This is a genomic window from Daejeonella sp. (genome assembly GCF_049655485.1).
Taxonomy (GTDB): Bacteria; Bacteroidota; Bacteroidia; order Sphingobacteriales; family Sphingobacteriaceae; genus Daejeonella.
The window spans coordinates 1-26,201 of sequence record NZ_JBASJU010000254.1; the positions used below are offsets into that span (position 1 = coordinate 1).

The 26,201-nt window shown below is 41.5% G+C and carries 20 protein-coding genes; 12 read left to right on the forward strand and 8 right to left on the reverse strand.

All coding sequences use genetic code 11. From position 1 onward, the window contains the following. Positions 1–103: 103 nt before the first annotated feature. The 7 genes from WBJ10_RS10835 (at position 104) to glgB (ending at position 12,538) form a co-directional block, all read left to right on the forward strand. A complete protein-coding gene (locus WBJ10_RS10835) occupies positions 104–1,453 on the forward strand; it encodes a vanadium-dependent haloperoxidase (protein ID WP_424290174.1) in 1,350 nt (449 codons plus the stop codon). A gap of 52 nt (positions 1,454–1,505) precedes the next feature. Then, the gene (locus WBJ10_RS10840) at positions 1,506–2,057 is read left to right on the forward strand and encodes a hypothetical protein (RefSeq protein WP_424290176.1); all 552 of its coding nucleotides are present in this window, start codon (positions 1,506–1,508) and stop codon (positions 2,055–2,057) included. 268 nt (positions 2,058–2,325) lie between these two features. After that, positions 2,326–3,267: a hypothetical protein gene (locus WBJ10_RS10845; protein WP_424290178.1), complete on the forward strand. Its 942-nt coding sequence runs from the start codon at positions 2,326–2,328 to the stop codon at positions 3,265–3,267. After that, on the forward strand, positions 3,264–4,805 hold the full coding sequence (locus WBJ10_RS10850; protein ID WP_424290180.1) for a phosphatase PAP2 family protein: 1,542 nt from the start codon (positions 3,264–3,266) through the stop codon (positions 4,803–4,805). The genes WBJ10_RS10845 and WBJ10_RS10850 overlap by 4 nt, the downstream gene beginning before the upstream one ends. A 152-nt stretch (positions 4,806–4,957) precedes the next feature. Beyond that, positions 4,958–7,834 (forward strand): TonB-dependent receptor domain-containing protein, encoded by a 2,877-nt coding sequence (locus WBJ10_RS10855; RefSeq protein ID WP_424290182.1) that lies wholly within the window; start codon positions 4,958–4,960, stop codon positions 7,832–7,834. 228 nt (positions 7,835–8,062) lie between these two features. Continuing rightward, entirely contained in the window at positions 8,063–10,519 is a 2,457-nt protein-coding gene (locus WBJ10_RS10860; RefSeq protein ID WP_424290184.1) for a glycoside hydrolase family 31 protein, read from the forward strand. 60 nt (positions 10,520–10,579) lie between these two features. Further along, complete coding sequence (glgB, locus tag WBJ10_RS10865) at positions 10,580–12,538, forward strand: 1,4-alpha-glucan branching protein GlgB (protein ID WP_424290186.1); 1,959 nt, start codon at positions 10,580–10,582, stop codon at positions 12,536–12,538. Between the two features lie 60 nt (positions 12,539–12,598). Here the strand turns inward: glgB and WBJ10_RS10870 are convergent, their stop codons facing one another. The 4 genes from WBJ10_RS10870 to pfkA all read right to left on the reverse strand — a co-directional run bounded on the left by WBJ10_RS10870 (position 12,599) and on the right by pfkA (position 16,669). Continuing rightward, positions 12,599–13,564: a Gfo/Idh/MocA family protein gene (locus WBJ10_RS10870; protein ID WP_424290188.1), complete on the reverse strand. Its 966-nt coding sequence runs from the start codon at positions 13,562–13,564 to the stop codon at positions 12,599–12,601. Between the two features lie 186 nt (positions 13,565–13,750). Next, entirely contained in the window at positions 13,751–14,749 is a 999-nt protein-coding gene (gene gap / locus WBJ10_RS10875; protein ID WP_424290190.1) for a type I glyceraldehyde-3-phosphate dehydrogenase, read from the reverse strand. 82 nt (positions 14,750–14,831) lie between these two features. After that, positions 14,832–15,680: a hypothetical protein gene (locus WBJ10_RS10880; RefSeq protein ID WP_424290192.1), complete on the reverse strand. Its 849-nt coding sequence runs from the start codon at positions 15,678–15,680 to the stop codon at positions 14,832–14,834. A gap of 5 nt (positions 15,681–15,685) precedes the next feature. Next, a complete protein-coding gene (gene pfkA, locus WBJ10_RS10885; protein ID WP_424290194.1) occupies positions 15,686–16,669 on the reverse strand; it encodes a 6-phosphofructokinase in 984 nt (327 codons plus the stop codon). Positions 16,670–16,793: 124 nt separating this feature from the next. Between pfkA and WBJ10_RS10890 the strand changes: the two genes are divergently transcribed. Then, complete coding sequence (locus WBJ10_RS10890; protein ID WP_424290196.1) at positions 16,794–17,495, forward strand: NUDIX hydrolase; 702 nt, start codon at positions 16,794–16,796, stop codon at positions 17,493–17,495. A 92-nt stretch (positions 17,496–17,587) separates the two neighbouring features. On the opposite strand, the gene WBJ10_RS10895 is transcribed toward WBJ10_RS10890, so the two are convergent. Next, the gene (locus WBJ10_RS10895; protein ID WP_424290198.1) at positions 17,588–18,448 is read right to left on the reverse strand and encodes an N-acetylglucosamine kinase; all 861 of its coding nucleotides are present in this window, start codon (positions 18,446–18,448) and stop codon (positions 17,588–17,590) included. Positions 18,449–18,626: 178 nt separating this feature from the next. On the opposite strand from WBJ10_RS10895, the gene WBJ10_RS10900 reads away from it, so the two are divergent. From WBJ10_RS10900 to WBJ10_RS10910, 3 genes are all read left to right on the forward strand, one after another. After that, positions 18,627–19,661, forward strand: coding sequence for a threonine aldolase family protein (locus WBJ10_RS10900; protein ID WP_424290200.1), 1,035 nt, complete (start codon positions 18,627–18,629; stop codon positions 19,659–19,661). A 130-nt stretch (positions 19,662–19,791) separates the two neighbouring features. After that, positions 19,792–21,276: an acetyl-CoA carboxylase biotin carboxylase subunit gene (gene accC, locus WBJ10_RS10905; protein WP_424290202.1), complete on the forward strand. Its 1,485-nt coding sequence runs from the start codon at positions 19,792–19,794 to the stop codon at positions 21,274–21,276. 12 nt (positions 21,277–21,288) lie between these two features. Further along, positions 21,289–21,876: a riboflavin synthase gene (locus tag WBJ10_RS10910; protein ID WP_424290204.1), complete on the forward strand. Its 588-nt coding sequence runs from the start codon at positions 21,289–21,291 to the stop codon at positions 21,874–21,876. A 44-nt stretch (positions 21,877–21,920) separates the two neighbouring features. Here the strand turns inward: WBJ10_RS10910 and WBJ10_RS10915 are convergent, their stop codons facing one another. Continuing rightward, complete coding sequence (locus WBJ10_RS10915) at positions 21,921–22,136, reverse strand: hypothetical protein (protein WP_424290205.1); 216 nt, start codon at positions 22,134–22,136, stop codon at positions 21,921–21,923. A 146-nt stretch (positions 22,137–22,282) separates the two neighbouring features. On the opposite strand from WBJ10_RS10915, the gene WBJ10_RS10920 reads away from it, so the two are divergent. Continuing rightward, positions 22,283–22,594, forward strand: coding sequence for a hypothetical protein (locus WBJ10_RS10920; protein WP_424290207.1), 312 nt, complete (start codon positions 22,283–22,285; stop codon positions 22,592–22,594). A 146-nt stretch (positions 22,595–22,740) separates the two neighbouring features. Here the strand turns inward: WBJ10_RS10920 and hscA are convergent, their stop codons facing one another. Together hscA and WBJ10_RS10930 are read right to left on the reverse strand one after the other, a co-directional pair. Then, entirely contained in the window at positions 22,741–24,588 is a 1,848-nt protein-coding gene (gene hscA / locus WBJ10_RS10925; RefSeq protein ID WP_424290209.1) for a Fe-S protein assembly chaperone HscA, read from the reverse strand. 187 nt (positions 24,589–24,775) lie between these two features. Further along, a complete protein-coding gene (locus WBJ10_RS10930) occupies positions 24,776–26,110 on the reverse strand; it encodes a dihydroorotase (protein WP_424290211.1) in 1,335 nt (444 codons plus the stop codon). Positions 26,111–26,201: the final 91 nt, after the last annotated feature.

The window sequence follows — 26,201 nt, forward strand, 5'->3', positions numbered from 1 at the left end:
ATTATATTCTGATAATTTTTGACGAAATCGTAAATTGCATGTAGTAGCATGTTTAATATTGAATCTCACAATAATATAGGTGCAGTGCTCTAATAAAAAAAAGATGAAGTTCAAGTTCCCTTACATTACAGTTCTGTTAATAAATATTCTATTATTTGGAGGATGCCAAAAGCGGGTAGAAAAAAAGGACACTCGCAACACAGCATTTATTCATAATGCGATGGGAAAACTAACGGATGTCATGGTGCATGATATTTTTTCTCCGCCGGTGGCCAGCCGTATCTATGCATATACCAGCATTGCGGCTTATGAAGCATTATTGCCGCTGTATTCGAATTACCGTTCTTTGAGTGGACAGTTGAATGGATTAGACAGCTTGCCCAAACCTGAGATCGGGCAGGAGTATTGTTTTCCGCTGGCCAGTGTGCATGCCTTTCTTGCAGTTGGCCGGACGCTTACGTTTTCAGGGGATATGATTGATGAATTTGAGCCGGTAATTTATCAGCAATATAAAGACATGGGCATTTCTGATGATGTTTATGATCGATCGATTCAATATGGTGCATCTGTTGCAACTAAAATATTGGAATGGGCAGGTAAAGATGGCTACAAGGAGACACGCGGGTTTCGTTATACCGTAACAAAAGATCCAGCGAAATGGAAACCTACTCCACCGGCGTATATGGACGCTGTTGAACCGAACTGGTACAAAATACGACCTTTCGTTTTGGATACCTCCAGTCAGTTCAAGCCGCCGGTTGCCACCAGTTTTAGCATGGAAAAAGGCAGTAAATTTTATAAAGAGGTCATGGAAGTGTATGAGGCCACGAAAAACCTTACCGAAGAGCAAAAAGCCATCGCGAGTTTTTGGGACTGCAATCCATTTGTAATGCATCAGACAGGACATGTTATGTATGCCTCAAAAAAAATCAGCCCTGGCGGCCACTGGATGAATATAGCAGGTGTGGCATCTAAAAAAGCAAAAGCAGATTTGATGAAAACGGTAGAAACCTATATGCTGGTTTCAATCTCCTTGGCAGATGGTTTTATCAGTTGCTGGGACGAAAAATACCGTAGCGCTGTAATACGACCTGAAACAATTATCAATTCAGCCATCGATGAAAATTGGCAGCCCCTTCTTCAAACACCTCCTTTTCCGGAATATCCGAGTGGGCACAGTGTCGTTTCCAATGCCGCAGCTATTACGTTAACCTCCGTTTACGGAGATTCTTTTTCTTTTATAGATTCTACGGAAACTAAGTACGGCTTGCCAAGCCGTAATTTTAAATCTTTTCAGCATGCTGCCGACGAGGCTGCAATCAGCCGATTATATGGCGGTATACACTTTAAGCCAGCAATCATTAACGGTAGTGTAGAAGGCAAACAGGTTGGCACTTTAGTAACCACAACTCTGAAAACCCGTAATCCACGTGTCTCACATAAAATCAATTGATACAAATGATGCAGGCAGTTGATTTTTAAAAAATTTGTATATTGTTTAATAATTGAAAAAGGCGATATCTATATTATTGTTAAGTTTTTTCCTGTTTAATATAATAGGATATAAGCTATTTTTCTATTACCAGTTAACAGAAGCTGATTCCCGTATTCAGGCGAAGATTGACGTTCTTCATGAATCGGATGAAAGTCTTTTCACTGTTAAAATTCCCTTAAGATTGCCCTACCACACAGACTGGAAGCATTATGAATCCGTTGAGGGGGAGATGACCTATAAAAATACGACGTATAAGTATGTTAAGCGAAAAGTGCTTCGTGATACTTTAATACTGCTTTGCGTAAAATATCAGGAAAAATCTGTTATTGAAAACAATAGCAGTGAATACTTCAAAAAAGTAAATGATCTGGATACTGATAATTCAAGGAAACAGGAAATTAAACATACTAAGGAGGAATATTACCAAAAGTCTGAAGTTTCTTTAATAGCATTCTATCCTTTAAAAATATTTGGGTCCTTGTCCTTAATTCGGGATTTAAAAACATCTTCCTACCATGCTAAATTAGAAAGGCCCCCCATTTACTTGTTGCCTTCAGCCTAATAAGCTTTCTTATCCTTTCCCTTAAGTTTCATTTTGCAGGAACCACTATCTCTTTAGGATTGCTGGTGTGTTTTTTAATTCACACCATAATCTTAATTAGTTTCCGGAAGCAGGCTCATCAAGAACTTGCGGCGGAATTTTGTTTCTGATATCCATTCAAGTGGTAAAGCGGAAAAGCAGATTGCTAAAATAATTCTAAGCAGACTGAAGAAAAAATACATTTTATTATTTTTTAATAAGTGTTTATTAATACTAAGCAAAAGTGATAATGAAAAATTTTTACGAACAATTTATTTTGGGAATGATCTTGTTGATTTTCTCAGGTATCCCATTGTTTTCTAATGCCCAGACTGATCAGGACGCACTGATGATGGGACATCGCAATTTATGTGTGGCGGGGATGGGTGGTTATACCAGCTGGACAAATTACTGGGAAGGGGAATTTAAAAGGGACAATGAAAATATCGGTCGCCTTTCCAATACCTATGGCATGCTGATGCTTAATTACGGTGTCAGCAAAAACTTAAACATTTTGACGTCTTTACCTTATGTGTCCACCAAAGCGTCTAAAGGTACTTTGGCAGGTGTCCAGGGCTTACAGGACTTGGGATTTTATGTGAAGTGGAGGCCTTTAAGAAGGCAGCTTGGCAAGCAAAAAATTTCAGTTTTTGGGGTCGGTAGTCTCACCACACCCTCGAACGACTATAATATTGATCTGCAGCCTATGGCTATCGGTTTAGGTGGGAAGGTATTAAGTGCCCGAATTATTTTTGATGTTCAAAGAAACAAGTTTTTTAGTACTATCTCAGCCGGGTACATGCACCGAAGCAATGTTGAACTTGACCGTCCTGCTTATTTTACCGACCGGCTGATCAATTCTTATGAAGTACAAATGCCGGATGCCGGAAATTTCCAGTTAAGGACAGGCTATAGAGGGAAGAAGCTTATAGCTGAAGCCTTCCTGGTAAACATGACCACTTTCGGCGGCTTTGATATCCGGAAAAACGACATGCCCTTTGTAAGCAATAAGATGAACAGTAACAGCGCTGGGCTGGAGGCTAAATATTATCTCAATAATGCTTTAGGTTTTAATGCCACCGTGGCCCACACTCTCAGTGGCAGGAATATAGGTCAGGCTACTGGTTACAGTGCTGGCTTCCTTTATACGATCAATCTTAAATCTAAAACTACTCAAACTGCAACGCCATGAAAAAAATATACCTATATATATTATTTTGCTCGGGTTTAAGCCTGGTATCCTGCAACAAAGATATTATTGAAATCAATGAGAATTATCAGGCACTGGATCCGGTAAACTTAGATATGAAAGCAGGAGATTGGAAACTATTTTTCGCTGGGACCTCCGCTGACTATCTAATACCGGTACCCGAAGCGGTTAGCTCCCCTGCTTATCAAAATGAGTTGAAGGAACTAAAAACTATTACCGCAAACCTCACGAATGAACAGAAAGAGGCAATAAACTATTGGAAAGCAGGCAGTGTTTTGCGATGGAACGAAATTATGAGAGAGCTTGTAGCCAAACATAATCTGCCTCCCTACCAAAATAACGATGGAACATATCCTGCTCCCAGCGCATCTAATCCTTTTTCTTACCCTATATTTCCTTTCTCAAACCCACCGTACGCCGCGCGTGCCTATGCCTATTTGAGCATCGCCCAATATGATGCATTAATTATGGCCTGGAAATTCAAGGCGCAGTTCAATCGCCCCGCACCATATAAGGTGGATAGCGGAATTCAAGTCTCCATTCCTAAAAGTGACTTGCCTTCATATCCCTCAGAAGACGCGGTGATTTCGGGGGCAACTTTTGAGTTAATGAAATTATTATTTCCTGCTGATATCGCTTATGTGACCCGAAAAGCGGAAGAAGAGAAGAATTACAGATTGTGGAGCGGCGCTAATGTTAAAAGCGACATTGTTGCAGGAGATTCATTAGGCCGTTGGGTGGCCCGGAAAGTTGTGCAACAGGCCAGGGCTGATGGCATGGGTGCAGCTGGTGGTAACGCTGCGATATGGCAACAACTGGAAGATGACTGTAAAGCCAGAGGAGAAACCCCATGGATGTCTCTTGAAGCTCCGGCCAGGCCTCCAATGATCTGTCTTTTTGGAAATGTAAAGCCTGTTCTTTTTGCGCCATCTTTAATACCCAGTCTAAGAGCAATGCCACCACCATCCGTTAATAGCGATAAAATGCGTTTAGAAATCGAAGAAATATTGAAATTCACTCAAAATCCTACTAAGGAGAATACACGGATCGTTAATTTCTGGGCCGACGGTGTGGGAACTTACACGCCTCCGGGACATTGGAATGCAATTGGTACCGAAGAATTTGTAAAGAGTAAGATGAGCGAAGTACGGTGGGCACGAAATTATGCTTTACTAAATGCAGCTATGATGGATGCGGCGATTGTCTGCTGGAATACAAAATTCTTCTATTTTAATCCTCGTCCATCGCAATTAGGACCTGCAATTAAAACATTAACAGGAGTACCGAATTTCCCTGCTTATACCTCAGGGCACTCAACATTTAGTGGTGCGGCTGCAGCGATTTTAGGTTATCTGGTACCGGGAAAAAGTGCACAATTTGACGCCATGGCTCTTGAAGCCTCCAATTCACGGATGTACGGAGGAATTCATTACCGATCCGATTGCGAACAGGGCCTTATTGCTGGCAGAAAAATTGGAAATATTGCTGTTGACAGAGCGAAAACGGATGGTGGAAATTGATCCGCCAATTTTCCAAATTATTAACTTAGAAGCACGGAAAATGGAAATTTTACTATGCAAGCATAAAAAAAATTAACTGATTGCTTGTTAGAATTCATTATTCTACTTATGTTTATAATGCAATTAAATTAACCCAATCTAATCCCAGAATTATGAATAAAATTTTTACTCGTTTAGCTTGCATATTGGCTGTACTTGCAGCGAGTACAAGCATGGTATTCGCTCAAAATACCACCATTTCGGGCACAGTTACAGATAACCTTACAAGGGAAACCCTTCCTGGAGTTACGGTCACGGTTAAAGGAACCACTAATAGTACCTCAACTAACGAAAGCGGGCAATTTACATTATCGAGTTCTGTACGGACACCTTTCACACTGGTGATTAGTTATATTGGCTATAAAACTGTTGAGCAAACTGTTAGCGGAGCTACGACTGGACTATTAATTTCAATCGAAGCTCAGGCAATAATGGGACAAGAGGTAGTTGTGGCGGCTTCACGGACTCCGGAAAGAATACTGGAGTCACCAGTATCTATTGAACGCTTGGGGCAGGCTGCAATTAGAGAAACAGCTTCGCCATCTTTTTATGATGCATTGACCAATCTAAAAGGTGTTGAGTTAAGTGCTCAAAGTTTAACATTCAAATCTGTGAATACCCGTGGATTCAACTCGAATGGAAATACACGTTTCAACCAATACGTCGATGGGATGGATAATCAGGCTCCTGGCTTGAATTTCGCGGTGGGTAATATTATCGGAATGAGTGAGCTTGATCTTGATAATGTAGAGCTCCTGCCGGGAGCTTCATCAGCACTTTACGGAGCGGGTGGAATTAATGGTACTATGCTTTTGACATCTAAAAGCCCTTATTCGTCCCAAGGTGTGAGCTTCCAGCTAAAAACCGGGATAAACCATGTCAATGATCCAAACCAAGGTGTACGTCCGTTTCAGGAAGCTGGGGTGAGGTTTGCAAAAGCATGGAATAAGTTCGCGGTTAAGTCAACCGTATCTTTATTAACCGCCGACGACTGGCAAGCAAATAATTACACGAATTTTGACCGGAATTCCCGTAGTGCGAAAGCTGGAACTAGGGCTACAGACCCAAATTACGACGGAATAAATGTGTATGGTGACGAGGTGAATGTAAATATGCGCAATGTTGCAAATAGCGTCCTGAATGCAACTACTCTTGGTGTAAGAGCGGCGACTGGCGGACTTATTCCAGACATCAATGCGGCGATAACGGCATCTTTGCCTGTGACCGCTACTCCTGCTCAAATTGGAGCATTTTTGGGGGCGTTTCCGGCAGCTTTAAGACCTACAATTCAAAATGCCATCCCTTTTAATATCGGACTACGCGCAGGCTTGATTCCTGATCAGTCGGTATCCAGGACGGGGTATCTTGAAAAGGATCTTGTTGATTATGATGCAAAATCGTTCAAAACATCAAACTCCCTTCATTATAAATTAAGCAATACAGTTGAAGCGGTCGCACAGGTTAACTGGGGAACTGGTACTTCGGTTTACACAGGCTCTGATCGCTACTCATTGAGGAATTTCAGTATCGGACAATATAAACTTGAGTTGAAAGGTCAGGATTTCATGCTTCGCGGTTATACTACACAGGAAAACTCAGGAGATTCTTATATTTCTTCAATCCTCGGGGTATATATTAATGAAACATCAAAAGGGAATTCTACCTGGTTTCCGCAGTATGTAGGAAATTATGTTGGAGCTCGTGCGGCAGGTGCACCGGATGCTCAGGCTCATGGCCTTGCTCGTAGTGCTGCTGACGTCGGCCGTTATCAAGTAGGCTCAGCTCAATTTAATGCTGCGAAAGAAAAAATCATGAACTCAACAATTAGTTCAGGCGCAGGGGCGAAATTTGCTGACAAATCAAACCTTTGGCATTATGAGGGAATGTATAATTTCACCAACGCACTTCAGGATAAATTAGAGCTTCAGGTTGGAGCTTCATACCGTATATATGACTTGAACTCAGCAGGTACAATTTTCGATGATTTAAACAGAGAAATTGACATTAATGAATATGGTGCATTTGTCCAGGCTGGTAAAAAGTTCAGTGATTTGTTTAAGCTGACGCTTTCCGGACGTTATGATAAGAGCATGAATTTTGAAGGGCGTTTCACTCCAAGAGTTACCGGAGTCTTTACCGTTGCTCCAAACAATAATATTCGCGCATCTTACCAAACAGGCTTTCGTAACCCAACAACACAAAATCAATATATTGACCTTTCTGTACTTGGAGGAGCGACACGCTTAATTGGCGGTTTGCCTGAAAGTATATCAAAATACAACTTGTACACCAATAAGCCTTTTACCGACGTTAGCTACAGGGCATTCGTTGCTTCAGCTTCTGCAGGTGCTCCAAATCCTACTTTATTAAAAACGTATTCATTTGACACGGAAGGTGTAAGGCCTGAAAGTGTAAAGGCATATGAACTCGGTTACAGAGGACTTTTAGGTTCCAAGGTACTTATAGATGCTTATGGATATTATAACCAGTATAAAGATTTCATCACCGCAGTCGATGTTTATCAAAACGTTAACAATGCCTTCACCAGATTCGGGGTTCCGGTAAATGCCGCAGGTGAAGTTAGCTCCTATGGATCTGCACTCGGAGTTGATTATATGATGGGAACGTATAATCTTAGCGGAAATGTTTCTTATAATAAACTGGACGATATTCCGGTTACCTATATCAACGACTTTAATACTCCAACAATCCGCTATAATATTGGATTAAATAACCGGGAGGTTGTCAAAAATGTTGGATTTAACATTTCTTACCGCTGGCAGGATACATTCTACTGGAATTCATCTTTTGCCTCAGGCGATGTTCCTGCTTTTGGAACAGTGGATGCACAGGTGAATTTAAAAATACCAAGTGTAAAATCTGTAATTAAATTAGGCGCGTCCGACCTTTTAAATAAATACTATATTACATCTTATGGTAATCCACTTATGGGTGGTATGTATTATGTAGGGTTTACATTTAATCAATAATACCTGAAACAATCTGGCATTAAGCAGGTTAAACTAAAATAATAAGTCCCGTTTCCTTCATTTGGAACGGGACTTGCTATTTAATATTAAAAGAGACTTTTATTTCTTAGTATGTATACAAACTGTTATTTTGCTGGCGTCATAATCTTTGACTCAAACGCACAAGAGATCAGCTTGAAGCTTGTGTAATAAATTCTCTCTGGCTGATTTAAAAATTAAAATTGAAAAATGGAAGTAAGTAAAGACCCGATAGTGACGGAATTGGATATCAATGATTTGGAAAGTGATATGCAACACGTTAATAATCCGGTTGTGGGGCTCGAGCCGATTGTCAAAAAGTATCTTACTGCAGTTACTGAATATTCACAGGATGGTAATAAATTTTACTTTTCTGATGGCAATTCAAAAGTTGAAGTCAGGGTTATAAGTGATCAGATCATAAGAGTGCGTCTGGCGCCTCAAAGTGTTTTTCTGGAGGAGTTTTCATACGCGGTTGAATCTACAGATCATAGAGTGACCGTTTTTAAGCTTGAAGATGAAGCGGAAACTTACCGGGTTGAAACCAATTCGGTGGCCTGTGTTATCCGAAAGAACGATTTCAAAATCTCATTTGAGGATATTCAGGGAAATGTGATGAACGAGGACCTTGAACCTATGCATTGGGAAGAAAACACCGACTTCGGAGGGTACTACGTTTACGCTACAAAAAAATGCCACCCGGACGAGGCCTTCTATGGCCTTGGCGATAAATCGAGTGACCTTAACCTTAGAGGACACCGATTCGTAAACTGGAATACAGATGCTTATTCTTTTGGTAAAGGAGAGCAACCTCTTTACCGTACAATACCGTTTTATATAGGGATAAAAGAAGGTCAGAGTTATGGAATCTTCTTTGACAATACCTTTAAAAGCCAGTTTGATTTTGCACAGGAAGAAAGTGATAAGATTAGCTTTTGGGCGGACGGAGGGGAACTTCAATATTATTACATCCATGGCCCGCATATAATGGATGTGGTGAAACGATATCACACCCTTACCGGAACTCATCAAATGCCCGCGAAATGGACGTTGGGTTTCCATCAATGCCGCTGGAGTTACTTCCCTGAAAAGAAAGTTAAAGACATTGCTCGTAACTTTAGAGAACGTAAAATTCCTTGCGATGCGATCTATCTGGATATTGATTATATGGATGGATACCGTTGCTTCACCTGGAACAGGAAATACTTCCCTGATCCGGCTGGAATGATAAAAGAGCTTTCAGATGACGGATTCAAAACAGTTGTAATTATTGACCCTGGAATTCGTGTCGACGAAAATTACAGTGTTTTTAAAGAAGGCAAGCAAAATAACTACTTCTGCAGACGGTGCGACGACTACTTTATGGAAGGGCACGTCTGGCCTGGAAGATGCCAGTTTCCTGATTTTACCAACCCTAAGGTGCGAACCTGGTGGGGAGGTCTTTTCAAAGAGTTAGTTGATGCTGGAGTTGCTGGAGTCTGGAATGACATGAATGAGCCAGCCGTTTTCGGTGCCGGAACTTTTCCACATGACGTAAGACATAATTACGATGGGTTTCACGGTTCCCACCGCAAGGCACACAACGTGTATGGGATGCAAATGGTAAGGGCAACCTACGACGGGCTTAAAAAATTACAGAAGAATAAACGTCCGTTTACTATAACAAGGGCCGGTTACTCAGGCGTGCAACGATACGCTTCAGTCTGGACGGGAGACAACGTTGCCTCCTGGGAGCACTTGAAAATTGGTATCGTCCAATTGCAGCGTCTATCGATGTCTGGTATTTCTTTTTGTGGAACTGATATTGGCGGATTCAGTGGGGAACCGAACGGAGAGCTGTTTGCAAGGTGGATCCAGATGGGGGTATTTTCACCATTTATGCGGGCACATTCTGCCGGCGATACTGCTGAGCGGGAGCCCTGGAGTTTCGGGCCAGAGTTTGAAGAGATAAATAGAAAATTCATCGGCCTCCGATACCGTTTAATGCCGTATATCTACTCCGTGTTCTGGGAACATCACAAACATAATTTCCCTATCCTTCGCCCTTTGGTGATGCACGAACAAGGAAATAAGTTAACCCATGGAATTCAGGATGTTTTTACATTCGGCGACAAAATATTAGTAGCACCTGTGACAGACGATGGTGCAAGACACCGTAATATCTATCTGCCAGCAGGTAAATGGTTCGATTACTGGACGCATGACATGCTTTTGGGCGGAACTGAGCATTTCGTAGATGCGCCGATTGATTCTATGCCGATATTCGTTAAGGCAGGATCTGTTATTCCTGAGTCTCCACTAATGCAGCACGTAGGCGAGTTTGAAGTTGATGAGTTGATGTTCCAGGTTTATTACTCTGATTACGAAGCAAACTCATTTTATTACGAAGATCACGATGACACTTTTGCATTCGAACAGGATATTTATCTGGAGAAAAAATACGTAGTAAAAGGCGATGCGATTTCTTTGACATTAACGCAGTCAATTGAGGGGCTTTACACGCCTCGTTATGAAACGTATGATCTCAAAATCATTGGTCTTCCTTTTACTCCAACGAAAGTTTTAATTGATGGTAGGGAATATTCCGGCGATCTAAGCTTCGATGATCTTAAACGTGTTAGAATAAAATCCAATAAGAATTTCAAGCTAATAGAGATTCTTGCCTAAACTTTGTTTTAAACAGGTATATTCAATTACTGCAATTGACTATACCTGTGATATCGTATTATGGTAAAAAAAGATAAAGCACTCTCATCCTCTTTACCGCTTCAGCCTCCAACAACATCAGGCTGGTATTCCCGCTTTTCTGATTTCGATATCAGTTTGTTCCGGGCGGGCCGGCATTATAGATTGTATGAAAAACTAGGCTCTCATGTGGTGACACATGACGGCGTTAAGGGAACCTATTTTGCTGTTTGGGCTCCGAACGCCAAATTAGTAACAGTAGAAGGTAATTTTAATGGATGGAATAAGTCATCCCATCCAATGCAAGTTAGATGGGACGGATCCGGAATATGGGAAACATTTATTCCAGTTATAGGAACCGGCGAAGTCTATAAATATTATATTAGCTCGAACACGGGCGAATCCTTAGAGAAGGCAGATCCCTTTGCTTTACGCTGGGAGGAGCCACCTTCCACTGCTTCAATAGTATGGGATACCTGGTATGAGTGGAAAGATCAGGAGTGGATGAAATCAAGGTATCAAAAAAATGCCTTGAATAAGCCTTTTTCCGTTTACGAAATGCATTTTGGTTCATGGGCCAGAAACCGGGAATCGCCAGGAGATTTTTTAACCTACCGGCAAATGGCCGCCCAGCTTATTCCATATATTAAGGAAATGGGTTTTACCCATGTGGAGTTCCTTCCTATGGCCGAGCACCCTTTTTATCCCTCCTGGGGATATCAGATCACGGGCTATTTTGCGGCTACTTCCCGATTTGGCACACCTCAGGATTTTATGTTCCTGATTGATGAATTACATAGGAATGATATTGGCTTAATACTGGATTGGGTTCCTTCTCACTTTCCTGGAGATGAGCATGGGCTTTACCGGTTCGACGGTACACACCTCTATGAACATGCTGATATGAAAAAAGGTTTCCATCCCGACTGGAAATCTTATATTTTCAACTATGGACGGAACGAAGTCAAATCTTTTCTAATCAGCAACGCCATTTTCTGGCTTGACAGATACCATGCAGATGGATTGCGGGTCGATGCCGTTGCTTCCATGTTATATCTCGATTATTCGCGTGAAGCGGGCGAATGGATACCAAACGAATTTGGGGGAAATGAAAATCTGGAAGCCATAAGTTTTCTAAAGGAGTTTAATGAAGCAGTTTATTCCAGCTTCCCCGATGTTCAGACGATTGCCGAAGAGTCGACAGCCTTTCCGGGGGTAAGCAAGCCGACATATGCTGGCGGATTAGGTTTCGGCATGAAATGGATGATGGGATGGATGAATGATACATTAGAGTATTTCTCTAAGGATCCGGTTCACCGTAAATACAACCATAACCGAATTACTTTCAGTACAGAATATGCCTTTACTGAAAACTTTATGCTGCCATTTTCACATGATGAAGTGGTCCACGGAAAAGGATCACTTTTGAACAGAATGCCGGGCGATGAATGGCAGAAGTTTGCCAATTTGAGGTTACTGTTTTTGTATATGTTTACTCATCCCGGAACCAAGTGTCTGTTTATGGGAAATGAGATAGGCCAAAGCAGGGAATGGGATTTTAATCACTCACTTGACTGGCACCTTTTAGAATATGCGCCGCACCAGGGTGTTAAAGAAATGGTGAAAGCATTGAACCATTTGTATACCTCGCAACCGGCTCTATATGAAAAAAGCTTTGAAAGCGCTGGTTTCGAATGGATCGAAGGCGGTGATGCAGAGAATTCGGTTCTTGTTTACTCCAGAAAAGGCAATAACAGTGCGGATGATCTTATAGTAATACTAAACCTGACACCCGTTCCCCGTGATTCCTGGCGTATTGGTTTACCTGCAGAAGGTAAGTGGGAGATAATCCTCAATTCCGACAATTTGAAGTTCTACGGAAGCGACTTAATTAAACATACCTCTGTTATTTCTGAGCAGATATTCTGGCATGGTAAAGAGCAATCCGGATTGATGAATCTGCCCCCGTTGGGAGGCTTGGTGCTTAAATTAACAAATTAGGAAAATAAGAAATTAGCAAATGGTTAATCAAACGAACCCATTTGCTAATTCACTAATTTACTAACCCTTCCCACAAATTCTATCTATCATTCTCATCACTTCAACCCCATCACCGCCGGGGCATGGGTTTATAACTTCATCGAGGAAGTATTTTACCACCTGTTCTATCATGGGTTGTTGAACGTGTTTTAGCTCATCGAATTCCAGGAGTTTACTCTGACCATTTATCACCACTTCGCATAAACTACCAAATACAGCAAAGCGGATTAGTCCTTTGCTCCCTTCAATTTGACATATATCTTTTTCATCTTCTAGCCGGGCGTTAAAGTCCCAGACTCCCTTGAACAGGATGTTTTTAGAAAATAGTATCTCTGCATTGGCATAATCATCTGCTTCGTATAGATTAGCCCGATTGATAGAACTGCCGCTAATTTCCAGGGGAGGGCCAAAGAAATACAACATCAGGTCTAATTGATGCGGCGCAAGATCATGAAACAAACCTCCTCCCGAAATGGCCGGATTTGTACGCCAGGTATTTTCGGTGCCCGGCAGATAGGCCTGCCGAAATTGTAAGTTTACTGATAGGATATCACCAACGACCTTTTCTTTGATTAATTCCAATATTTTTATAAACCGGGGCTGTGCACGCCGGTAGTGAGCTACGCTTATTTTAACCTCATTTTTCTCCGCTGCTTTGCTCATTCGCGCGGCTTCGATAGAATCCAGGGCCATTGGCTTTTCGACGTACACCGCCTTTCCGGCTTCGAAAGCCTGAAGTGTGTACGCTTCATGATAAGCCGGGGGTGTGGCTATGTAGATCGCATTGACTTCCGGGTCATTGATAAGCTCTCCCGCATCAGTATACCATTTTAATATGCCGTGCCGTCTGGCATAATCTTCGGCCTTATTTTCATCACGTCTCATGACCGCTACTAATTCTGAGTTAGCTACAAGGTTAAAGGCCGGACCGCTTTTCACTTCAGTGACATCGCCACAGCCGATTATTCCCCAGGAGATTTTCTTCATTTTATTAGTTTTTTGTATCAAGTAGCAGGTGTCAAGTACCAAAATGTGGTCCCGCTATCAGCTATGGGGGAACCTCAATTTTTTGTTAGATGTTCCTTCCCTGATCTTGCTACTTTATTCTTGATACTTAAAAAGCCCTGCCCTATAAATAAGGCAGGGCTCCGGTTAGTATATATCTTGAAAATATTACTTAATTGATCCTACGTGTTGGACAAGATCAATAAGTTTATTAGAATAGCCCCATTCGTTATCGTACCATGCAACTACTTTTACGAAGTTATCATTTAATGCGATCCCTGCTTTAGCATCGAAAATGGACGTGCGTGCATCTCCAAGGAAATCCGTTGAAACAACATCATCTTCAGTATATCCAAGAATCCCTTTAAGTTCACCTTCAGATGCGTCTTTCATTGCTTGCTTGATTTGCTCATAGGTGGCCCCTTTTTCAAGACGAACAGTCAGGTCAACTACAGACACGTCTGCGGTCGGAACACGGAATGACATTCCGGTTAGTTTTCCTTTTAAGTCAGGAATAACCAGGGTTACAGCCTTAGCCGCACCAGTTGAAGATGGAATAATGTTCTGGTAGGCACCTCTACCGCCTCTCCAGTCTTTAGCAGACGGGCTATCAACGGTTTTCTGAGTTGCTGTAACCGCGTGCACTGTAGTCATCAATCCCTCTAAAATACCAAATTTATCATGAAGTACTTTGGCCAGTGGAGCAAGACAGTTTGTAGTACAGGAAGCATTTGAAACTATGTTTTGGTTTGCTTTCAGGTCTTTGTGATTAACCCCCATTACAAAAGTAGGGGTGTCATCTTTAGCCGGTGCCGAAAGGACAACTTTCTTAGCTCCCGCATCGATATGTTTTTGAGCATCAGCCAGTGTTAAAAATAAACCGGTAGATTCAATGATTACCTCTGCGCCGACTTCATTCCATTTCAAGTTTGCAGGATCTTTTTCAGCAGTCACCCGAATGGTTTTACCGTTGACAACAAGATTCCCGTCTTTTACTTCAATGGTGCCGTTGAATTTTCCATGCGTCGAATCATAACGCAACATGTACGCCATGTAGTCCGGTTCAACAAGGTCGTTAATGCCCACGACATCTACACCGTCACGTTCAATTGCAGCTCTGAAAGCTAAACGGCCAATCCGGCCAAATCCATTAATTCCAATTTTCATGTTATGCTTATTTTAATTTAATTGATGCGAATCTGTTTGCGATAAATATCCGCATGCCTACCACGCGAATTCAGATTCAGTTTTAATTTTTGTTAGAGTAATACTTTAATAAGTTATATATCGGTTCTTTAATTACTGAACCGATTGTTAACCCATTGTTCAATGCAGCTTCATTTAAATAGTCATGAAACCCTGAAGCAATCGTTCCCACCATATGAACGGGCGCGTCTGGATAAGTTCTCTTTAAAGGAATGATATATGTGTTTATGTAGATATCAAACCCGCGAATTACCAGTTGTTTTACAAAAGGTTCATTTCGGTGTTCCATTAAGAAATCAGCGAAATAGCTCAAAAATAAGGCCGGTTGCGGCTGTCTGTAAACTTTATCAAGGATTTGTGTCCGATCGAGGTCATATTTCTTTTGAAACAATTTTCTGAAGTCAGCAGGGAACTTATCGTTCAGAAACGACTTTAATAAATTTACCCCCAACCAATTTGCAGACCCCTCATCACCCAGTATATATCCCAGACCGTAATTATTGGTATGAACTTTTTTACCGTCAAAATATGCTGCATTCGACCCGCTGCCTAAAATACCTAATATGCAGGGCTCATCCCCACAGGCCGCAAGTCCAGCTGCTTTCAAATCGTGATCAACAACTATCCGGCTAAATCTGAAAAACGATCCAAATGCATCTGAAACAACCTGCTGACGTTCGGGAGAGGATGCACCCGCCCCGAAAAAGTATACCCATTTAATCTTTTCAGCGTTGTTTATAAGTTGAACATTTTTATTAAGCAGTTGATTTATAGACGACTCATCATTGAAAAATGGGTTGATACCCTGGGTTTTAAATTCAGAAACGATTTTTCCTTTTTCTGCAAGTTTCCAGTCTGCAAATCTTGAACCGCTATAAACTACCGCAATCATAATAACTATATTGACAAAACATTTATCATTTCAAGCAGATCTTCCTCAAGTTTAAAGTAAGGATGGTTCAATGCTTCTTCTAATGGGGTAAGTACTATAACATTACCGCGGAGACCAACCATTTGACGATCTTTTCCCTTCAGTAGACCTTTAACCGCGGCAAAACCGAGGCGGCTGGCTAAAACACGGTCAAAACTGCTCGGACTACCACCCCTCTGTAAATGCCCTAATATAGTGACTTTACTATCGTAAAAGTCAAATTTTTCTTTCACCCGCTCTGCAACATGATAGGCCCCGCCATTTTTATCGCCTTCCGCTACAATAACAATAATGGAAGTTTTTTTGTTGTTAGCCTGGTCTGAAAGTTTTTCGATAAGTTCCATTATAGCGGTGTCTCTTTCAGGAAGTAAAACAGCTTCTGCGCCACCCGCAATACCCGCACGTAAAGCTATACATCCAGAATCACGGCCCATTACCTCTATAAAAAACAGTCTGTTATGAGACGCTGCAGTGTCCCGGATTTTATCAATAGCTTCTATTACAGTGTTAGTAGCTGTATCAAATCCCAAAGTAAAATCCGAGCCGTAAAGATCATTATCAATTGTTCCCGGGATACACATTACGGGCATTCCGAATTTTTTGGACAGCAGGTTCGCACCCGTTGCGGTACCATCACCACCAATGGCTACTAGTGCGTCGATCCCATGTGACTTGAGGTTTTCATAGGCCCGGCTCATGCCTTCTGGCGTTTTGAATTCCAGACATCGGGCCGTTTTAAGTATCGTTCCCCCTAAGTGGATTATGTTTCCAACGTCCCGGGCAGTCATATCCCAAAAATTGCGATCTAACATTCCCTGGTAACCCTGACGAATCCCGACTACCTCTAATCCTTCAAATATTGCGGTTCTGACAACCGCCCGTATACAGGCATTCATTCCCGGTGAATCACCGCCTGATGTGAAAACACCTATTTTTTTTATCTTGGACAAACTAAAATTCTTATTAACTTGAACGAAGATAATGTGTAATTTTTACACTAAGTAATTTTTCCCATATTTTTTCATCGTTTCCTGTTAATCATTCTATATTTAGTTTTAAAATAAATTGACACTTGTGGAAGCTACCCTGCCCAAATTTGATTCTGTATTTTCAATTGACTGCGTTATTTTCGGTTTCGATGAGGGTGAGCTAAAAATCCTGCTAATTGAGCGCAATGTTGAACCTTTTAGAGATTGGTGGGCATTGCCTGGATACATGGTTGAATTGGAAGAAAGCCTTGATAATGCAGCTGAACGGATATTGTATGAACTGACCGGCCTTAAGGGAATATATATGGATCAGTTTTTCACGTTCGGAGATGTTAAAAGGCATCCCCAGGGCAGGGTAATAACGGTAGGCTATTATGCTATGATCAGGCTTAGCGGCAACAGAGAATTGAAGCCCGTTCCAATAACAAACTACGCGAAAAAAGCGGTATGGATACCACTTCGAGATTTACCTCAGCTTGCATTTGATCACGATAAAATCTTCAACCGTGCGTTCGATAAAATCAGGAATAAGATTAGCTACCAGCCTATTGCATTCGAATTGCTGCCAGAGAAGTTTACCTTAACCCAATTACAGCATCTATACGAGGTAATACTAAATACAAAATTAGATAAGCGCAATTTTCGCAAGAAAATGTTGAACTACGGGATCTTAAAAGAACTTGATGAGAAACAAAAAGGCGTATCCTATCGCGCTGCAAAACTTTATAAATTCGACAAAAGAAAATACGCTAAGTTATTTCAGAAAGAGCTTTCTTTTGGAAAATAAGCATCAGAAATTAGAGAATTTGCAAATGAATAAATTAGCAAATTAGCGGGACGTTCCATTTGCTAATTTGCTAATTTCCCAAATTTTCTAATTTACTTTCCTTTGGGAGCCAGTTCAACGTGATAGCGAACCAGATCGTCTATAGGAGACCGTATGATTTGCCCTACTTTCATGCCATATTCCAAAGCAGTTTCTTCAAGTACATTTCTAAAGTTGTAGCCTACCGAACCGATACAGTTGAACGTATAGTCTTTGTAATTTGGATAGTGGCTAACCAAATTTTCAAAGAAGTCTACAAATGAAGTTTTCACGATATTTCTTGAATATTCAGCATGAACGTTATTATCGTAGACGAATTTACTAAAACTGGCGCAAAAGCGATTTGCAAGCGGTTTGGTGTAAACATTATCTGTCACCTCATCCACGGTAAGTCCATAGGTATCCCAAAATCGTTGACGAACCACCTCAGGCATGTAACCCCGCAGGTAATCGGTAAGAAGTTTTTTGCCAATATAACATCCGCTGCCCTCGTCGCCCAGGATATAGGCAGCAGAATCGATATTATGAATAATATCCTTGCCATCGTAAATACCCGTGTTCGTTCCGGTTCCAAGTATTGCTGCAAAGCCCGTATCCAGGCCTAACAATGCTCTCGCCGCTGCTAGCAAATCATGACCCACATTGACGTCTGCGTTTGTGAAAACGTTTTTTATCGCGTCAGCAACAATCTTTACTTTATCCTCCGTTGAACATCCCGCTCCGTAATAATTAACTTCGGTGATCTCCTCAAGCTCGAGATCGGAGGGGAGGTCAGCTTTTAATGACTCCGTAATATACTCAGTGTCTACAAAGTAAGGGTTGTAACCTTGTGTGTTAAAGTATATTTTCTGACCAGCCTTATTCAATAAACACCAGTTGGTCTTAGTCGACCCTCCATCTGCAATTATGATCATAGTTTAGTTTGGTTATAAAAAGTTAAATGTACGAAAGTTAGAAAAGTACGCAAAATAAAATCCTTTGTCGGGGATTTTGTTACGTTAAAGAAAGCGTTCCCCAGACATGCCATGCTTATTCTTCCAATTCTTTTCAAAAAAATGCCTCGATAAAAGGAGATAAAATCTATTTTTAACCATGGATGAGAAAAGAATGATCGCTGATCTGCGGAGCGATACCGTTACCCGCCCTGGTGCCGGAATGCTTGATGCGATGATGAGTGCAAAAGTAGGGGATGATGTTTTTGGAGAGGATGAAACGGTGAATAGCCTGGAAAGGAAAGCAGCTGACATTTTTGGAATGGAAGCAGGTCTTTTCTGTCCTTCTGGCACAATGACCAATCAAATTGCTATTAAGTGCTTTACCAACCCCTTAGAAGAGGTTATATGCGACGAAACAGCACATGTTTATCGGTACGAAGGGGGTGGCATTGCTTTTAATTCATCCGCCTCCGTTCGTTTATTATATGGCGACAGGGGTCGGCTAAACCCCGAACTTATCGAACCTCATATCAACCCTGACAATATACACTATCCAAAGAGCAGCCTTGTTGTTCTTGAGAATACGGTAAATCGAGGGGGCGGAAGTTATTATACCAGAGATCAAATTGAACCCATTTATCACCTTTGTCGCTTAAAAGGACTTTCACTTCATCTTGACGGAGCCCGTGTATTCAATGCACTGGTTGAAACAGAAGATGATCCGAAGGATTATGGTGATTTGTTTGATGGCATTTCAGTTTGCCTTTCTAAGGGTCTGGGTGCACCGGTAGGGTCGGTCTTGCTGGGGAGTAATGAGTTAATACAGAAGGCGAAGCGGGTGCGTAAGGTACTGGGAGGGGGCTGGCGGCAAGCCGGATTTCTTGCTGCGGCTGGAATTTATGCCCTTGACAATAACATCGAGCGGTTAAAAGAGGATCATAAGCGAGCTAAAGTACTTGAAGACACCCTCAAAAGTCTCTCATATGTGACGAGCGTGATGCCGGTTGATACCAACATCGTAATCTTTGAACTTGATTCGCATCACCAGTCTGAAGAATTTGTGGAGACACTCGCTCATTCAGGAGTTAAATGCAACACATTTGGTAAACAGATGATACGGTTTGTAACCCATCTTGATTTGAATGATTCTATGCTCGAGCATACCGTTCAGACCTTGAAGAAGATCCATTAATTATAACCTTTGCGGGATTTAACCCCTGCAAAATGAATTACATTTGTTGATGGAAATTTCCGCGAGCTTTTTTGATCCGAAAGAACAAAGCTGATATTGGGCCCGGTGGCCGAAATAGAATTATAGAATAATGAAAAAGATCCTGGTTGCAAACCGTGGCGAAATTGCTTTGCGTATCATGCGTTCAGCCCGTGAAATGGGAATCAAAACCGTTGCTGTTTTTTCTGAAGCCGATAGAAACGCATTACACGTACGCTACGCTGACGAAGCGGTTTGCATTGGCCCTGCGCCTTCTTCACAATCCTATTTAGTTGGCGACAATATTATCAAGGCATGTAAAGCTACTGATGCCGATGGTATCCACCCTGGATATGGATTTCTGTCAGAAAATGCTGCATTTGCAAGACAGGTTAAGGAAGCCGGGTTGATCTTAATTGGACCATCGCCCGAGGCAATGGAGATCATGGGAAATAAACTATCTGCGAAAGCGGCTGCCTTGAAATATGATATTCCTATGGTTCCCGGTACAGAAGAGGCTATACATGATATTCCGCTTGCTCAGAAGCGGGCATTGGAAATCGGTTTCCCTATTTTAATAAAAGCGGCCGCTGGTGGCGGCGGAAAGGGGATGCGAATTGTAGAAAGGGCTGAAGATTTCATTGAACAGATGGATCTGGCAGTATCGGAAGCTACTTCGGCATTTGGTGATGGGTCTGTTTTTATTGAGCGTTATGTTTCCTCCCCCCGACATATAGAAATCCAGGTGATTGGCGATAACCATGGAAATATCGTTCATTTGTTTGAAAGGGATTGCTCAGTTCAGAGGCGCCACCAGAAAGTGGTGGAAGAGGCACCGTCCTCAGTTCTAAGCCCTGAATTGCGCCAAAGAATGGGTCAAAGTGCTGTCGATGCAGCCCGCTCTTGTAATTACACTGGCGCCGGAACAGTAGAGTTTATTCTGGATGAGAACCTTGATTTCTTTTTTCTGGAAATGAATACCCGTTTACAGGTGGAGCATCCAGTTACTGAAATGATTACCGGAATTGACCTTGTTAAAGAACAGATCAGGATAGCCCGTGGCGAAAAATTAAGCTTCAGGCAAGAGGATCTTGAAATAAACGGCCATGCCATAGAAGTCAGGGTTTATGCTGAGGATCCTGCAAATAATTTCCTGCCTGATATCGGCACTCTCCAAACTTATAAAGCACCACAAGGACCAGGCGTGAGAGTTGATGATGGTTTCGAGCAGGGAATGGAGATACCTATTTATTATGACCCGATGATTGCTAAACTTATTACTCATGGTAAGGACCGGACAGAGGCTATAGAGCGCATGATCAGGGCTATTGATGAATATACCATAACGGGAATTCAAACCACGCTCGCCTTTGGTAAATATGTAATGCAGCACCCCGCTTTTGTATCCGGCGATTTCGATACTCATTTTGCAAGTAAATATTTTACTCCTGACAACTTGCGAAGTGTCGATGAGGAAGAAGCCATGATAGCGGCAATTATTGCGGCAATTTCCATGAGCACGAAATCCGGGTCTGATAAGGTTCCAATTGAACTAAACTCCGCTTCCACATGGAAGAAAAACCGGAAAGAATATTAAATTTTCAATACCATGTTTACCGGAATAATAGAGACAATAGGACAATTGACGGATTTGAAATCCGAAAATGGTAACATCCATTTTACTTTAAGATCGGTGATTTCGACGGAACTTAAGATCGATCAATCTGTCTCCCATAACGGAGTTTGTTTAACCGTTGTTAGCCTTAATGGCGGGCACCATGTGGTTACAGCTATAGAAGAAACCTTGCTCAAATCAAATCTAGGGAGCCTTAAAGTCGGCGATTTCATTAATCTTGAACGCTGTATGCAAATGAACGGACGTCTTGATGGCCACATTGTTCAGGGTCATGTCGATCAAACTGCGAAATGCACTCTGGTAAAGCAACTTGCCGGTAGCTGGGAATATACTTTTCAGTACGATGCTGCACTAGGAAATGTAACTGTTGAAAAGGGTTCCATCTGTATAAACGGAATCAGCCTGACAGTTGTTAACTCTCAACAAAATTCGTTCTCAGTAGCGATTATTCCATACACTTTTGAACATACTAACATGCAGTATCTTAAAGAAGGCGATACGGTTAATCTCGAGTTTGATATTATTGGGAAATATGTCGCGCGATTAATTGGGCGATCGTAGGGTTTAGTTTAGAAATGAGCTATGAAGCATGAAGTATAAGGTGATTATTTCCCCAACTGCTCAACCCTGAACTTACTATATCTCACATAAGATTCCTGTTCTTGGGTAGGTTTTGCTTCAAGATAGCGCTTATAATATTTTAACGCCATGGGTTTATCCTTTAACTTCTGATCATAAAAAGTAGCGATCGTATAGATAGTCATGTGCGACTGAGCCTGAAAGCATGCAAAAGTAAAAATGATAAAAAGTATCGTTTTCATATTTTATAATGAAGATAAGAAATGTAAAAGATTCAAACTAAGGTTGTAGTTTAAAGGAAAAGGATATTTAGGTAAAGGAATAGTAAATAGGGTATCGAATGCTGGCAGTATAATTGCTCTACCATAGAGAACCAAATAATACCAATATGGATAAGCTGAAAAAATTTGATCTGATGGAAAAAATTACGCACGAACTGGAAGATCTAAAAAACAGCCAGACTGCAATCGTACAAAAGATCGGTAAAATAGAGATTGATAATTATGATCTCGGAAATAAAACACTTGAAAAAGTTCTCCCTGTGATGCACCAGAATGTAGCAGATAATCTTGATAAGATCGCAGAGATCCTAAGCAGTTTTGAAGATACTAAGAACGATTACGAAAAGAAGAATAATATTGAAGGGTTACGTGAGCAAGAAACCATACGTGAAGCTATGGAAGGCAACGATAACAAGTAAGTAGTTATACGTAAATCGTTTACGTTGCAGACGTACCTAATTATTAATTTAAAAGGCAAGGTGACATTAGGTCTCCTTGCCTTTTTTGTATAAGTACCTTCTAAGTCTAAATGCACATTAACTTATATCGTCTAACGTAACACGTATCACTCAATAGATTTCCCTTTCATTGCGCTCCCAATTGCAACATTCATTAATCGTTCGGCAAATGGTCTTGTGAACTCATTAAGTTCATCAATGTTTTTATGAATAAGATCTTTATTTCCTGAGTTGAGTGATGATCTTAGCGAGGATAATAGTTCCCGGGTGTCAATAACTTCCTGCTCCGATACCTGTTCTTTATTTTTCTCCAGAAAGCGTTCTACCGTATATAGCATTTGTTCACCTTCAGTGCGCGATTCGATGAGCATCCTTTGGCTCACATCTTCTTTTGCATTCTGGATACTCTCAATCAGCATTTTTTCAACTTCCTGGTCGGTTAAACCGTATGTAGGCTTTACTTCCACTTCCTGCTTGACTCCCGAACGTAATTCTACAGCTTCTACCGTTAGAATTCCATCGGCATTTAAACGGAAATTAATATCCACTTTTGGAAATCCTGCCGGCATTCCAGGGATCCCTTTTAGGTCGAACTCCGCTAGTTTCCTGTTTTCTTTCACAAGGTCCCTTTCTCCCTGGTAAACCGAAATTTTCATGTTTGCCTGTCCGTCGATTGAGGTGGTATATTGTCTTCCAGCTTTACTGGGAACTTTGGCGTTCCTTGGGATAATAACATCCATAAGTCCGCCCATGGTCTCAATTCCCAGGGAAAGGGGAGTTACGTCCAGAAGCAAGATATCTTTCCGGTTTCCGGCAAGTACATCTGATTGAATTGCCGCACCAAGGGCCACAACTTCATCCGGGTTTATTTTATCATGAACTTCTTTCCCAAAGAATTCTGAAACGGTTCGTTTTACAAAAGGTGTTCGGGTTGATCCGCCCACCATGACCACTTCCTGAATATCTGCTATAGTCAGACCGGCGTCATTCAATGCATTCAGGCAAAATTTAATAGTCTGTTCAACTTTAGGTTTTATAAGTTCCTCGAATTTAATTTTGGTGATCGCGCAGGGGATACCATTCACAGCATCATTAAAAATATTCTGTGTGCTTAATGCTTTTTTTGCTTCCTCGGCTTTAAGCCGTAAGGCCTGCCGAAGGTCAGTATTAATGTTATTGGTTAGCTCGTTCGCTTCAATCCAATAGTTAACTATCGCCTGGTCAAAATCATCACCGCCCAGAAAAGTATCACCATTAGTTGATAATACTTCAAATATCCCATTCTGGATCTTCAAAACGGATACATCAAAAGTTCCACCCCCCAGGTCATAAACAACAATTGTTTTTTCTTCTTCAGGGTCAAGGCCAATTCCGTAAGCAAGGCTGGCAGCAGTTGGCTCATTTACGATTCGTAAAACGTCCAGGCCGGCAAGTTTGCCAGCGTCGCGTGTTGCCTGTCTCTGACTGTCATTGAAATAAGCGGGCACAGTAATTACAGCTCTATTAACCGGAGTTTTTAGGGCATGTTCGGCACGGTCCTTTAATTCTTTCAAGATCATTCCCGAAAGTTCAATGGGCGTATAATATTTCCCGCCGGCCTTGATTTTTACCAGGCTTTCAGTATTATCATCTATTATTTTGTATGAAAAGAGGCTGCTATGCGACTCGAGGTCCTGAAACGAACGCCCTAGAAGTCGCTTGACCGAGAATATCGTGTTTTGAGGATCTGACAGCAAATATTCTTTCGCTTCGTTACCAACAATTACCCCACCTTCTGCCTGAAAATGCACCACCGATGGCACGAGGACGCCCTTGCCAGTATCGTTAATTACTTGTGGATTCCCATCCGGCCCTATAAAAGCCACAAGGCTGTTTGTTGTACCCAGATCTATTCCAACAATAATTTCTTCTTTCTGAACGGAACCGGTAGCGAGATTAATTGAAACTGTAGCCATAATAGGGGCAAAGGTAAGCAGTTTAGCGAAACTGGGAAGGAAGAGGGAGGAAATGGGTATTTTATTACAATAAGATAGTAATTAGCAAATTAGGAAATTTGAAAATTAGCAAATGCTGGCGACATTTATCATTGATTAACAGCTCTCGAAATTTCTTAATTTGCTAATTCTCAAATTTGCTAATTAATTACCTTTCAAATAGCAGTCGTTCTCCCACTCCCCCCTCAACTACCTGCCCATTTTGATAGGCTATCCGTCCTGAAACTATCGTAGTATGAATGGATGCACTAAAAATTAATCCCTCAAAAGGGCTCCAACCGCATTTAGACAAAACGTTTTGTCTGTTTACCTCGGTGGGATTGGCAAGGTCGACTAAAACAAGATCGGCCCAGTAACCTTCTCGCAAAAAACCGCGTTTTTCAATCTGAAAACAAATTGCTGGATTATGAGCCATTTTCTCAACTATCTTTTCCAGGCTAATCTTTCCCTGTTCAAAAAGCTGTAACATCGCGATTAATGCATGTTGAACAAGAGGGCCGCCTGAAGGAGCTGTTGTGTATGGCTGCGACTTTTCTTCTATAGTATGCGGAGCGTGATCAGTGGCGATAATATCAATCCTGTCATCCAGAACTGCATTCAATATTTCATGCCGGTCTTCGCCGGATTTTATAGCAGGATTCCATTTAATCCAATTTCCCCTTTTAGGGTAATCCTTGTCGGAAAACCATAGGTGATGCACACAGGCTTCAGCGGTAATTCTTTTTTTCGACAGGGGAATTGAATTGTCAAAGAGATGTGTTTCCAATGCTGTGGAAATGTGCAGGATGTGAAGCCTTGTATTGTATTTTTTAGCGAGTTGAACCGCGAAAGAAGATGATTTGTAACACGCATCAGCACTACGTATTAGTGGATGCATTTCTGGTGTGAGCTCGTCGCCATAGAGAGCTTTGAAACTCTCCGCATTAGCGCGAATTGTTGCTTCATCTTCACAATGTACTGCAACAAGGATTGGTGCTTTACTAAATATGCCTTCCAATGTTTTCTCATTATCAACAAGCATATTCCCGGTAGATGATCCCATGAAAACCTTTATGCCGCATACCGTCCGTGGGTCAGTTTTTAAAACTTCATCCAGATTATCATTGCCTGCACCCATAAAAAAGGAATAGTTGGCAGCCGATTTTTTTGATGCAATTTCATACTTGTCTGCAAGTAGTTCCTGAGTAAGCGTATTCGGAACCGTGTTCGGCATTTCCATGAAGGAGGTTATGCCTCCTGCAACCGCAGCCCTGCTTTCGGTAAAGATATCCGCTTTATGCGTCAAGCCTGGCTCCCGGAAATGTACCTGGTCATCTATACAACCGGGTAAAAGGTGTAAGCCTTCCGCATGAATAACCTGGTCTGCTGGGTCATGTATATGTTCAGCAATCTTTTCAATGATTCCGCTTCTTATAAGGAGGTCACCCTTAAATAATTTCCCTTCATTAACGATAGTTGCAGATTTGATAAGTATTGATGCCATATGGTTTTGATTTAGGTATGCTAATTTCGGAAATAAACGGGACAATGCCGCCCCTTAAACCTTACCTTTGCTCCATGTCATTATCTTTTGA

What these genes read in the sequence shown, in the direction of transcription:
- WBJ10_RS10835 (WP_424290174.1), top strand. Translation starts at nt 104, where the DNA reads ATGAAGTTCAAGTTCCCTTACATTACAGTTCTGTTAATAAATATTCTA.
- WBJ10_RS10930 (WP_424290211.1), bottom strand. Translation starts at nt 26,110, where the DNA reads ATGGCATCAATACTTATCAAATCTGCAACTATCGTTAATGAAGGGAAA.
- WBJ10_RS10855 (WP_424290182.1), top strand. Translation starts at nt 4,958, where the DNA reads ATGAATAAAATTTTTACTCGTTTAGCTTGCATATTGGCTGTACTTGCA.
- hscA (WP_424290209.1), bottom strand. Translation starts at nt 24,588, where the DNA reads ATGGCTACAGTTTCAATTAATCTCGCTACCGGTTCCGTTCAGAAAGAA.
- WBJ10_RS10900 (WP_424290200.1), top strand. Translation starts at nt 18,627, where the DNA reads ATGGATGAGAAAAGAATGATCGCTGATCTGCGGAGCGATACCGTTACC.
- WBJ10_RS10850 (WP_424290180.1), top strand. Translation starts at nt 3,264, where the DNA reads ATGAAAAAAATATACCTATATATATTATTTTGCTCGGGTTTAAGCCTG.
- WBJ10_RS10920 (WP_424290207.1), top strand. Translation starts at nt 22,283, where the DNA reads ATGGATAAGCTGAAAAAATTTGATCTGATGGAAAAAATTACGCACGAA.
- WBJ10_RS10880 (WP_424290192.1), bottom strand. Translation starts at nt 15,680, where the DNA reads ATGATTGCGGTAGTTTATAGCGGTTCAAGATTTGCAGACTGGAAACTT.
- WBJ10_RS10915 (WP_424290205.1), bottom strand. Translation starts at nt 22,136, where the DNA reads ATGAAAACGATACTTTTTATCATTTTTACTTTTGCATGCTTTCAGGCT.
- accC (WP_424290202.1), top strand. Translation starts at nt 19,792, where the DNA reads ATGAAAAAGATCCTGGTTGCAAACCGTGGCGAAATTGCTTTGCGTATC.
- WBJ10_RS10845 (WP_424290178.1), top strand. Translation starts at nt 2,326, where the DNA reads ATGAAAAATTTTTACGAACAATTTATTTTGGGAATGATCTTGTTGATT.
- WBJ10_RS10910 (WP_424290204.1), top strand. Translation starts at nt 21,289, where the DNA reads ATGTTTACCGGAATAATAGAGACAATAGGACAATTGACGGATTTGAAA.
- glgB (WP_424290186.1), top strand. Translation starts at nt 10,580, where the DNA reads ATGGTAAAAAAAGATAAAGCACTCTCATCCTCTTTACCGCTTCAGCCT.
- WBJ10_RS10870 (WP_424290188.1), bottom strand. Translation starts at nt 13,564, where the DNA reads ATGAAGAAAATCTCCTGGGGAATAATCGGCTGTGGCGATGTCACTGAA.
- WBJ10_RS10895 (WP_424290198.1), bottom strand. Translation starts at nt 18,448, where the DNA reads ATGATCATAATTGCAGATGGAGGGTCGACTAAGACCAACTGGTGTTTA.
- WBJ10_RS10860 (WP_424290184.1), top strand. Translation starts at nt 8,063, where the DNA reads ATGGAAGTAAGTAAAGACCCGATAGTGACGGAATTGGATATCAATGAT.
- gap (WP_424290190.1), bottom strand. Translation starts at nt 14,749, where the DNA reads ATGAAAATTGGAATTAATGGATTTGGCCGGATTGGCCGTTTAGCTTTC.